This window comes from Xanthomonas maliensis (genome assembly GCF_009192945.1).
GTDB classification, from domain to species: domain Bacteria; phylum Pseudomonadota; class Gammaproteobacteria; order Xanthomonadales; family Xanthomonadaceae; genus Xanthomonas; species Xanthomonas maliensis.
In genome coordinates, this window is record NZ_NSET01000107.1 from 1 (window position 1) to 11429 (window position 11429).

Consider the following 11429-nt stretch of genomic DNA (forward strand, 5'->3'; position numbering starts at 1 on the left):
CAATCCGGCGCGATAAAGCTGCGCCGGTGCCCTGCGCTCCTCGCCACGTGCGGCACGGCGCCCAAACTCGCTTCGCTCAAACAAGGGCGCCTCTTCGGCCGCACGTGACTGCGGTGCTCGGCTTGCTTTAAGGCGACATGGGTAGAGCAACGGCAAAAGCACGGCAAAAGCACGGCAAAAGCGGACTGTAGAAGCGGACGGCAAGAGCGAATGGCAAGAGCAGACGGCAAGAGCGGGCAGCGACAGAAGGCGGTGGCTGCGCGTGCGATGGGTGGTCTAGGGGTGGGTCAGGGTGTGCAGGTCGGTGACGTGTTCGAGCAGGCGGGTGTTCGGGAGGCCTTGGAAGACGTCGGGGTGGGCGTAGCCCCAGGCGACGGCGGCAAAGGGGAGGCGGACGGTCTGGGCGGCTTCCCAGTCGGCGACCTGGTCGCCGACATAGATGGCTTGGTCGGGACGCACGCCAGTGCTGCGCAGGACACGGCGGAGTGCGCGTTGCTTGCCGAGCAGATGCGCGCCGCCTTCGATGCGTTCGAAGCGTTCGCTCAACGCAGGGCCTAGCGCGCGTTGCACGTTCTCCACTGCGTTGGATGAGACCACCGCCAATCGGATCTGCTGGCCATGCAGCGCGTGCAAGACTTCGGCGATGCCGGCGAACAGTGGCATCGGCGGTGCGGCTCGCATCAGGCCGATGAAATCGGCGGCAACCTGCGGCACGCGCCAGAACGGCAGACCGGAGGCCTTCAGTAGCGCTCGGGTGCTGAGGCGGCGGGCGGCGTCGACTTCGTGCGCCTCCACCGCGCGGAAGCCGTGGCGCGCGGCCAGCGCCCGTTGGCTATCGAGGAAGAAGCCGAACGAGTCGGCCAGGGTGCCATCGAAGTCGAAGATGATCAGTGCAGGCATGCAGCGCGCCGATGGGGACAGGCGCGCAAGCGTACCGGCGTCGATGCCCCATCGCCCGCCTACACGCAATGGCGGATGCGGGCGCCGGTGGTGCGGTTCAGGTGCCGGCGAACTGCATGCCGCTGGGCGCCGGTTCCTGCTCCTGCGCTTCGATCACCTTGCGCTGCATCGTCATCAGATAGGCGTCCAGCTCGGCGGTCGAGGCGAAGACGTCGCCCACCGGCACCGCCTTGACCATTTCGAAGACCTTGCGGATCTGCGCTTGTGGGTGGGTCACCAGCAGTTTGCCGTCGCGCGTGGCCAGCACCTTGCGCGCCTTGAACAGGCTGCGGATGCCGGCGCTGGAGATGTATTCCAGCCCAGCCAGGTCCAGCACCAGGGTGCTGATGCGGGTGGCGAGCAGTGGCGACAGCGCCGCGTCCAGCTCCTGGTAGGTGTGGGTGTCCAATCGCCCACTGAGCAGGATGCGTTGTCGAGTGTCTTGCGGCGGATCGATCTGAATCGTGAGCGTGGTCATGGCAATGCCTCAGGAACAGGAGCGTAGGGCTGCAGCAAGGTGACGCGAACAACGTTGTATGCACCATCGCGGTGGTAATCGATGTGATCAGCGAACTGATGCACAAGAAACAGGCCGAGTCCGCCGATGGGGCGCTCCTCCAGTTCCACATCCAGATCCGGCACAGGCGCGCTGCGTGGATCGAAGGCGATGCCGGGGTCGCGCAGTTCCAGCACCAGTGCTTGCGGATCCAATTCGAGCTGCAGCTGCAGCGGCTGATCCAGGCACTGGCCGTGGGTCAGTGCGTTGCAACCGAGTTCTTCGACGATCAGGCGCACCTGGCCGATCCGCTCGGCGTGCAGGCCGGCGCGCACCAGCCGATCTTCCAGCGCATCGTTGGCGCCGGCGAGCTGCGCCAGCGACGGTGCGATGGCCAGGTCGAGCTTCATGGCGGCGTTGCCTCCCCGGAGGATTCCCGGTCAGCGTGATCGACGCCCTAAGCATGCTCCTGCCGCAGCCGGATCGCCAGTAGCGTGATGTCGTCATAGGGGTCGGCCTGGCCGGTGAAGCGGGCGATGTCGGCCACCACCGCCTCGCACTGGGTCGCCGCGCTGCGCCGCGCATCCACCGCCATCAGCAAGCGGTGCAGGCCATAGCTGGCGCCGCCCTCGTCCATCGCCTCGGTGACCCCGTCGGTATAGCCCAGCAGGGTCTGGCCGGCCTCCATGCGGCCCTGCAGCACCGGGTAGGCGTCCTGCGGCTCGATCCCCAGCGGCGCGCCAGTCGCCAGCGGCAGCGGGCGGGCATGGCCATCGGTATCGATCAGCACCGGCGGCTCGTGGCCGGCGCTGGCCAGCCAGTAGTCGCCGCTGACCACATTGATCAGCCCGCACAGCACGGTGGCGAACATGCAGGTGTCGTTGTTTTCGGCCAGCCGCGTGGAGGCGGCGATCAGGATGCCGTCCGGGCGCGTGTAGCGGCGTGCGGCGATCTCCAGCACGCTGACCGCGCGGGCCATGAACAAGGCCGCCGGCACGCCCTTGTCCGACACGTCGCCCACCACGAACCACAGCAGGCCCGGTTCGGTTTCGACGAAGTGGTAGAAATCCCCGCCCACCGCCTTGGCCGGTTCCAGCCAGGCGCAGGTTTCCAGATGCGAGCTGGCGCGGTCGAAGGTGCGTCCGGGCGGCAGCATCGCCTGCTGGATCTCGCGGGCAATCTGCAACTCGCTCTGCATGCGTTCGCGCGCGGCGGTCATCTCGCCGATTTCGGCGATGTGGTGGCGAATCGCATCGCGTGCGCTGTCGAAGGCGCGCGCCATCACCCCGACCTCGTCGTGGCGTTCGATATGGCGCAGCGGGTAATCGAATTGGCCACGGCGGAAATGCGCCGCGGTATCGGTCAGTTCCTCGAACGGGCGGGTCAGCTTGCGGGTGATGCGCCCCATCAGCCACCACCATGCCAAGGTGCCCAGCACCGCGCCCGCCGCCAACCAGGCCACCAGCCAGTTCAGCCCGGCCAGCACGTAGTCTTCCGATGCCGACAGCGCGAACGTCCAGCCACTACGGCCCACTGCCGCACTGTGGGTCAGGAAGCGCTCGCCATCGGGCGCCACGTGGCGGAAGGAGATCGGCTGCCCGGCCGCCACCGCATCGCGCAGCGGCGCCAGGTCCGGCCGCATGCGCGCCACGTAACTGTCCAGCGAGCGGCGCATGTTCAGCGCCGGGTCCGGACTGAACACCAGCATGCCTTCCGGCGACAGCAGCATCGGCTGGATGTCGATGTTGCGCGGCAGCTGGTCGATGATCTGGCGCAGATGCGCCAGCGGCAGGTCCACGCTGACCATGCCCACCGGCACTGCGTCGGGCGCATCGCCCGGCCGCCGCATCGGCAGGTGGTAGCTGGCGTACAGCGCGCCGCCGGCGTGGCTGTTGACGTAGGGCTCGGACCACCAGGCCCGGCCCTCGTGCTGGGTGCGCAGGTACCACGGCATGCTGCGATAGTCATAGTCCAAGTCCGCGACGGACGCCTCGCGCACCTGCAGGCCATCGCGCGCCACCTCCCACAGAAAGCCGTGATCGTCGGCCTTCTGCGTCAGCGGATTGATGATCAGGCGGGCCGCACCGATATCCTGGTCGCCGCTGAGCGTGGCCAGCAACAAGGCGCGCAGGTTGAACGGCTGCAAGCCCACCGCACTGCTGCTCGCGGCCAGCGTACGCCCGCTGACCTGCACCGAATCCAGCGTCGCCGCCAGGCTGCGCGCGGTCTGCTCGGTCAGCCCGTCGACCTCGGTGCGCGCGGCCTCCACCAACTCGGCGCGTGCGCCCAGATAGAACAGCGTGCCCAACACCGCCAGCAACGCCACCAGCACGCCGGTGGCCGCCAGCAGCACGCGCGTGCGCAGACTGCGACGCCAGGGAAAGCGTCGTGGGCGGGCCGGCAGGGGCGGTTCCGTCATCGCGTGGGCTCCTTGCCGCTATGCGCAACAGATCATGGCACTTCGCAGGTGCCAGTGCGATGACGGCGGTCGTTGCCGCATCGTCGCCGCAGCAACGGCACGGCGAGCACACAACTTCGCTGGCGAGCGCGACCGTTCGCGTGACGCATGGTTGAATCGCCTCCGCCCCGCGGCCGCCATCTGCCAGGGCAGGTTCTGCCAGGGCACGTGTTGCAGGGGGACATCCGATCCGGCGCCGTCAGGCGTCATCCATCGCTCCAGGAGGGTTGCATGAAGCTGTTCGCTCGGCGCTACGGTGGTCTGCTCGTGGGGATGGTCTGGTTGATGGTCAGCCTGGGCGCGCAGGCGCAGAGCCTGGCCAAGGGCGCGGATGTCAGCTGGATCAATCAGCAGACGGCCGCCGGCAAGGTATTTCGCGATGCCGCGGGCAACCCCACGGACTTCTTCAAACTGCTCAGCGGCGTCGGCGGCAATGCGGTGCGCCTGCGCGTGTGGGTCAACCCGGACGGCGGCTGGAACGATGGCCGCGACACCCTGGACAAGGCCAAGCGCGCCGCCGCGCTGGGCATGCGCATCCTGATCGACTTCCACTACAGCGACAGCTGGGCCGACCCCGGCAAGCAGACCAAGCCGGCTGCCTGGGCCAGCCATTCCTTCGCCCAGCTCAATACCGATGTCTACAGCCATACCCAGGGCATCCTGCAATACCTCAAGGACAACGGCATTACCGTCAGTTGGGTGCAGGTGGGCAACGAGATCAACAGCGGCATGCTGTGGAACGATGGCAAGACGCCCAACTTCGCCAATCTGGCGCAGCTGATCAACAACGGCTACGCCGCCACCAAGGCCGTGTATCCCGGCGCCAAGGTCATCCTGCACCTGGCCAATGGCGACGACAACGCCACCTTCCGCTGGTTCTTCGACAACCTGCGCACCGCCGGCGGCAAGTGGGACGTCATCGGCATGTCGCATTACCCGCCCACCAGCGGTTGGGCGGCCAAGAACAGCCTGCTGGACGCCAACATGCGCGACATGATCTCCCGCTACGGCAGCGACGTGATCGTGGCCGAGGTCGGCATGGACTGGCAGCAGGCCGCCACCACCCACGCCATGCTCAGCGACCTGCTCAGCCGCAGCCGCAGCATCGGCAGCCACGTGCTCGGCGTCTTCTATTGGGAGCCGGACGCCTACCCGGGCTGGCAGGGCTATACGCTGGGCGCGGTCAACAACGACGGCCAACTGACCGAAGCGCTGCAAGCGTTCTGACCAGCACGCCCCCCGCGTCGCCCGCCGCGGGGATCTCCTGGCTGTACCCACAGACCACCCCATCCCGTAGGAGCGCCCCCGGGCGCGACAGGACGTTACCGATAAAGCTCCTCGCGCCCAGGTGCGCTCCTACAAGCGCGCCCCGCCGCGGGGGATCTTCCTTGGCCGCACCACAGACCACCCCATCCCGTAGGAGCGCCCCCGGGCGCGACAGGCGTTACCGATAAAGCCTCTCGCGCCCAGGTGCGCTCCTACGGACAGGCGCATCGCTCCATTCCGTCGGCAGCGGCCGGCCATCGCCTGCCGCTGGCCCTCATCCTTTGGTCGTACGCCGGCAGCGCCCGCTGCGCCATACCGTGGTTCCAGCTGGCACCGGTGCCCAACCGAGCGCACAACAGCGTCCCATTCCATACGCCACCGTAGCGAGGATTGGCAAGAGGTGGCTGCGGTACACTTGGGGGTTCACGAATTCACGATGTCGACACACCCGTGGGTGTGTCCCCCCGGGAGCGCTAATGAACTGGTTGAACGAAGTGCTGCACAACGATCCGAACCCACTCGAGACCCAGGAGTGGCTCGAATCGATCAAGGCCGTCATCGACGTCGAAGGCCCTGAGCGCGCCCATCAGCTGCTGGAAGGCATGGTTGAGCAGACCCGCCGCGCGGGCGCCTACCTGCCGTTCTCGCCCACCACCGAGTACGTCAACACCATCTCCCCCGCCAACGAGGCCAAGAGCCCGGGCGATGCGGCGCTGGAGTGGAAGATCCGCTCCATCATCCGCTGGAACGCGATGGCCACGGTCGTGCGCGCCAACCGCAAGCCGGGCGACCTGGGCGGCCACATCGCCTCCTTCGCCTCCAGCGCCACCTTGTACGACGTCGGCTTCAACCACTTCTGGCGCGCCCCCAGCGACCAGCACCCGGGCGACCTGCTGTACATCCAGGGCCATAGCGCCCCGGGCATCTACGCCCGCGCCTTCCTCGAAGGCCGCATCAGCGAATCGCAGCTGGACAACTTCCGCATGGAAGTGGACGGGCAGGGCATCTCCTCCTACCCGCACCCCTGGCTGATGCCCGAGTTCTGGCAGACCCCCACCGTGTCGATGGGCCTGGGCCCGCTGGGCGCGATCTACCAGGCGCAGTTCATGCGCTACCTGGAGAACCGTGGCCTGATCGAGAAGTCCGACCGCAAGGTGTGGTGCTTCATCGGCGACGGCGAGAGCGACGAGCCGGAAACCCTCGGCGCCATCGCGCTGGCCGGCCGCGAAGGCCTGGACAACCTGATCTTCGTGGTCAACTGCAACCTGCAGCGCCTGGACGGCCCGGTGCGCGGCAACGGCAAGATCATCCAGGAACTGGAAGGCGTGTTCCGCGGCGGCGGCTGGAACGTCATCAAGCTGCTGTGGGGCGGTTATTGGGATGCCCTGCTGGCCAAGGACAGCGACGGCGTGCTGCGCAAGCTGATGATGGAAACCGTCGACGGCGAATACCAGAACTGCAAGGCCTTCGGCGGCGCCTACACCCGCGCCAATTTCTTCGGCAAGTACCCGGAGACCGCGGCCATGGTCGCCGGCCTGTCCGACGACGACATCTGGCGCCTCAACCGTGGCGGCCACGACCCGCACAAGGTGTACGCCGCCTACCACCAGGCGGTGAACACCACCGGCATGCCTACCGTGATCCTGGCCAAGACGGTCAAGGGCTACGGCATGGGCAGCGCCGGCGAGGCGCTCAACCCCACCCACCAGACCAAGAAGCTGGATGACGCCGCGGTCAAGCACTTCCGCGACCGCTTCAACATCCCGGTCAGCGACAAGCAGCTGGAAGACGGCCAGGTGCCGTTCTTCCACCCTGGCGAAGATTCGCCGGAAGTGCAGTACCTCAAGGAGCGCCGCAGCGCCCTCGGCGGTTACCTGCCGCAGCGCCGCACCAAGGCCAGCAAGTCGTTCGTCGCGCCCACGCTGGACAAGTTCGACCGCCTGCTCAAGGACAGCGGCGAGCGCACCTACTCGACCACCATGTCCTTCGTGCAGAGCCTCAACATCGCCCTGCGCGACAAGGAACTGGGCCCGCGCATCGTGCCGATCGTGGCCGACGAAGCGCGTACCTTCGGCATGGAGGGCATGTTCCGCCAGATCGGCATCTATGCCCCGTTCGGCCAGAAGTACAAGCCGGTCGACGCCGACCAGCTGATGTACTACCGCGAAGATCAGACCGGCCAGGTGCTGCAGCAAGGCATCAGCGAACCGGGCGCGATCGCCTCGTGGATGGCCGCCGGCACCAGCTACTCGGTGTCCAACGTGCCGATGCTGCCGTTCTACATCTACTACTCGATGTTCGGCTTCCAGCGCGTGGGCGACATCGCCTGGCAGGCGGCGGACATGCGCACCCGCGGCTTCCTGCTCGGCGGTACCGCCGGCCGCACCACCCTCAACGGCGAAGGCCTGCAGCACGAAGACGGCTTCAGCCAGCTCGTCGCCGGCGGCATCCCCAACGTGCGTAGCTACGACCCGACCTTCGGCTACGAAGTCACCGTCATCATGCAGCACGGCATGAAGGCGATGATGGAAGACCAGATCGACGAGTACTACTACATCACCCTGATGAACGAGAACTACGCCCACCCCGGCATGCCGGACGGCGCGGCCGAGGGCATCATCAAGGGCATGTACCTGCTCACCGACGCCGGCAAGCCCAAGAAGGGCGAGCTGCGCGTGCAACTGCTGGGCAGCGGCACCATCCTGCGCGAAGCCATTGCCGCCGCGGAACTGCTGGACAAGGACTTCGGCGTCACCGCCGACATCTGGTCCTGCCCCAGCTTCAACGAACTGCGCCGTGATGGGTTCGATGCGGAGCGCTGGAACCGGCTGCACCCGGAAGGCCAACAGCGCAAGCCCTACGTCACCCAGCTACTGGAAGGCCGCCAGGGCCCGGCGATCGCCGCTACCGACTACGTGCGCCTGTTCGCCGACCAGATCCGCAGCTTCGTCCCGATGACCTACAGCGTCCTCGGCACGGATGGGTTCGGTCGCTCGGATACGCGTGCGAACCTACGCCGGTTCTTTGAGGTGGATCGGTACTACATCGCGCATGCGGCGATTGCGGCGCTGGCGAAGGACGGCAAGATGACGGGGAAGGATGTGGCCCGGGCGATCAAGCAGTACAAGATTGATCCTGAGAAGGCGAATCCTGTGGGGGTTTGAGTGGCCTTTAGCCGGGAGCCCCGCGCTCCCGGCTGACGTCACGCAGCCTTAACTTCTAGCTAACGCTTTCGGGTCAAATTATTGCAAACTAAAGCCAAAATTTGACGGTACCGGCACTTGTCTTCATTGGGCTGCTGGCTAAACTAGTCTTAGGTACCAGACTGGAGCAGGGGACATGTCGGCGCAGGCGAAGGAGGGGGCAATGGATGGGCAGCTTTCGTTTTCGTTCGAAGCCAATCGTGATATTGATGGGCGTCCGTCAGCCGCAACGGTGCAGGATCCCTCGCCTGCCAGGCAGGCGCACGCACATCTCGCTCCAGTGACGTGTATATCCTCGCGTAGATCCTCTGCAGAAAAGCGGGAGGATAGCGACGCCTATCTGCGAGTAATGGAATATGCGCGCAGTCTCCGGCGCATTTAGGGTGTGCTATTGGTGCCATCGACGCCAAGAATGAGCGCTCTTTAAAACTGTTGTAAATGGGTAAACTTTGCCAAAATTTTGGCGCACTTGATTAAGCTCCAGTCAAGGTCTACCGTTCCCCTTATTACTCAGGGAGGGGGCGATGAATTCTGCACTAACGCTTGTTGCGTCGGACGCATCTGACGAGCAAAAGTTTGATCCCAAACGATCGCTTAAGGATATCTTGGATGGCATTGCCTCCAAGGAGCTGGTCCTGGCATTCAGTGGCCCGATCGGGGCGGGAGTCAAAGAGGTCATCGACCTTGTTGATAACGAACTGCTTGGCCTTGGATACTCGATCGAGAGAATCAAGCTTAGCGACCTCATCAGGCAAGCCGCGTCCAAGCTGGCTATCACTCCCACTGAGCAAGAATCTGCATCTGCAGCCAGTCGGTACAGGACGCTGCAGGATCTGGGAAATAAACTGAGGGACAGTAAGGGGAATGATGTCCTGGCGCAGCTCGCCGTTCGGCATATCTCCCTAGATCGCGCGAAGAAAAACAAGGGCCAAATCAAAGACGTGGTGCCCGGTAGGGTCGTCTATTTAATTGATCAACTCAAGAATCCAAGCGAGGTGTCTCTCCTTAGGGCCGTCTATAGAGAGAATTTTTACCTGCTCGGAACGCTTTGCGGTTCGGATCAGAGAAAGAGGAATCTGCAGACCGAGGGACTCTCTGTAACAGATGCAGAGTCGCTAATGGAGCGTGATCGGAAGGAAGGGATGAGTCATGGGCAGAATCTAGAGAAGACCCTCCAGCTCGCGGATTTCTTCGTCCGAAACTCAAGCTCGAACACCAAGGCGATCAAGGGCCCAGTTGATCGTTTCCTGCGTCTCGTCCATGGCGATCTGTCTGTAACTCCTACGATCCACGAGCAGGGTATGTACGCTGCCTTCTCCGCGGGCCTGGGCTCAGCTTGTATGTCGAGACAGGTGGGTGCTGCGATTATAGATCGCGAGGGGAAGCTCATCGCAATGGGTTGCAATGACGTTCCTCGTGGTGGTGGCGGATTGTATAGAGAAAGTCTACAGCCCGATGATCATCGCTGCATCCACCTAAAGGGTGGGAACTGCTTCAATGATGAGAAGAAGAATAAGGTCAGTGCAGAAATTGGGGTGATGATACTCCCTGACCTCGAAGAGTTTCTAAAAGACAGCGGGGTCCCCAGTTTTGAATCCAAGTCAAAGGAGTTGGCTTCGATAATTTCTAGAAAGATACGCGGAGAATCAAGGCTTAAAGATCTCATTGAGTTCTCTCGTGCGGTCCATGCGGAGATGGACGCTCTTGTCAATCTGGGTAGGACCGGTCAGGGAACATCCCAGGATTCTGTTCTCTATACCACAACATATCCTTGTCATAACTGCGCAAGACATATAGTTGCTGCGGGCATAAGGGCCGTGTACTTCATAGAGCCCTACGAAAAGAGCTTGGCGACCGAGCTTCACTCGGACGCAATCAGCCATGATGTCGATCAGGAAGTTCCCCTAAGCGAATGGCTAGATGCCGATAGAACCAAACATCGAAAAGTCGCATTTCTTCACTTTGAGGGTGTCTCACCGCGCCGATACATGGATCTCTTCTTTGCCGAGACTAGGAAGGACGCGCACGGGAAGGGTAGGAAGTGGGTTGGTCGGTCTGCATCTAAGAAAATTCCAGAATACCTCGAGGCGTATCCGGCACTCGAATCCCGAGTTGTGGAGCACCTTGACGAGACCGGGATGGGATTGGATAACGAGGAGTAGGGAGAATAACGGGGTCAGGTTAACTTATCAGGGAGAATAACGGGGTCAGGTTAACTTATCAGTCGGCGGTGTTCGGGGTGCGTTGCCGATGGGTGGGCCTGAAGCCCGCAAAGCGGTGGGTCTTGGCTTGGACCATTGCGCGGAAGGCGTCGTGGCCCAGGACTCGCTGTTGCTGTAGATGAAGGCGAATACTGGTGAGCAGTTCGTCGGAGAGGGCTTGCTGCCGAGTTTTGCTGCGATCTGTCGGGTTTGGCCCGGTTTACGCCCCCCCCCCCCGCGGGGGGGGCGTAAACCGGCCGCGTCTAGACTGGCTCGGCTCAGATCCAGCACATCGGCGCGACGTAACTCGGCCAGCAACACCTGATGCAGACGATGCCACACACCGGCAGTCTGCCAATCACGCAACCGGCGCCAACAGGTCATGCCGCTGCCATACCCCAGTTCCGCAGGCAGATCCTCCCACGGGATACCCGTCCGCAGGACATAGACAATGCCGTTGAGGGCTTGCTGATCACTGATACGCGGTCGTCCACCTTTGGGCGAGCGCTTTATTTGCGGAATCAGTGGTTCGATGAGCTTCCACAGCGCAATGGGGATCTCTTTGCGAAGTGTCATGCTCGCAATTTTGCTGATACGCCCAGGGTTTCCTAGACATCTCAAGGCCATGGAAAATGGCTGATTCGGAGGTGTCCATGAGCAGCAAGCGGTATACGGATGAGTTCAAGATCGAGGCGGTCCGGCAAGTGACCGATCGTGGGTTCAAGGTGGCAGAGGTCGCCGAGCGACTGGGTGTCACCGTAAGCTCCCCCGATCCGCAGACACCGCATAAGTAGATCTTTCTGGCATCGTTCCCAAGTCAGGAGGTTCCATGCGCACATCGAAGTTCACCGAGACACAGATCATCG

General features: G+C 63.5%; 7 protein-coding genes and 2 pseudogenes. 4 read left to right on the top strand and 5 right to left on the bottom strand.

Annotated elements, in window-relative coordinates; all coding sequences use genetic code 11:
- Positions 1 to 276: 276 nt before the first annotated feature.
- The 4 genes from CKY51_RS21920 to CKY51_RS21935 all read right to left on the bottom strand — a co-directional run bounded on the left by CKY51_RS21920 (position 277) and on the right by CKY51_RS21935 (position 3854).
- On the bottom strand, positions 277 to 900 hold the full coding sequence (locus CKY51_RS21920; protein ID WP_022972650.1) for an HAD hydrolase-like protein: 624 nt from the start codon (positions 898 to 900) through the stop codon (positions 277 to 279).
- Positions 901 to 997: 97 nt separating this feature from the next.
- Positions 998 to 1417: an STAS domain-containing protein gene (locus CKY51_RS21925; protein WP_022972649.1), complete on the bottom strand. Its 420-nt coding sequence runs from the start codon at positions 1415 to 1417 to the stop codon at positions 998 to 1000.
- Positions 1414 to 1845: an ATP-binding protein gene (locus tag CKY51_RS21930; RefSeq protein WP_022972648.1), complete on the bottom strand. Its 432-nt coding sequence runs from the start codon at positions 1843 to 1845 to the stop codon at positions 1414 to 1416. The genes CKY51_RS21925 and CKY51_RS21930 overlap by 4 nt, the downstream gene beginning before the upstream one ends.
- A 47-nt stretch (positions 1846 to 1892) precedes the next feature.
- Positions 1893 to 3854 (bottom strand): SpoIIE family protein phosphatase, encoded by a 1962-nt coding sequence (locus tag CKY51_RS21935; protein ID WP_152250021.1) that lies wholly within the window; start codon positions 3852 to 3854, stop codon positions 1893 to 1895.
- 270 nt (positions 3855 to 4124) lie between these two features.
- Here CKY51_RS21935 and CKY51_RS21940 point away from each other — a divergent pair, with 270 nt between their 5' ends.
- The 3 genes from CKY51_RS21940 (at position 4125) to CKY51_RS21950 (ending at position 10524) form a co-directional block, all read left to right on the top strand.
- On the top strand, positions 4125 to 5120 hold the full coding sequence (locus tag CKY51_RS21940; protein WP_022972646.1) for a glycosyl hydrolase 53 family protein: 996 nt from the start codon (positions 4125 to 4127) through the stop codon (positions 5118 to 5120).
- A gap of 515 nt (positions 5121 to 5635) precedes the next feature.
- Entirely contained in the window at positions 5636 to 8323 is a 2688-nt protein-coding gene (aceE, locus tag CKY51_RS21945) for a pyruvate dehydrogenase (acetyl-transferring), homodimeric type (protein ID WP_152250023.1), read from the top strand.
- Between the two features lie 563 nt (positions 8324 to 8886).
- Positions 8887 to 10524 (top strand): anti-phage dCTP deaminase, encoded by a 1638-nt coding sequence (locus tag CKY51_RS21950; RefSeq protein ID WP_152250025.1) that lies wholly within the window; start codon positions 8887 to 8889, stop codon positions 10522 to 10524.
- A gap of 229 nt (positions 10525 to 10753) precedes the next feature.
- On the opposite strand, the pseudogene CKY51_RS21955 reads toward CKY51_RS21950, so the two are convergent.
- A pseudogene (locus tag CKY51_RS21955) lies at positions 10754 to 11139 on the bottom strand (transposase); the annotation flags it as partial.
- Positions 11140 to 11216: 77 nt separating this feature from the next.
- Here CKY51_RS21955 and CKY51_RS23020 point away from each other — a divergent pair.
- Positions 11217 to 11330 (top strand): annotated as a pseudogene (locus CKY51_RS23020) (transposase); the annotation flags it as partial.
- Positions 11331 to 11429: the final 99 nt, after the last annotated feature.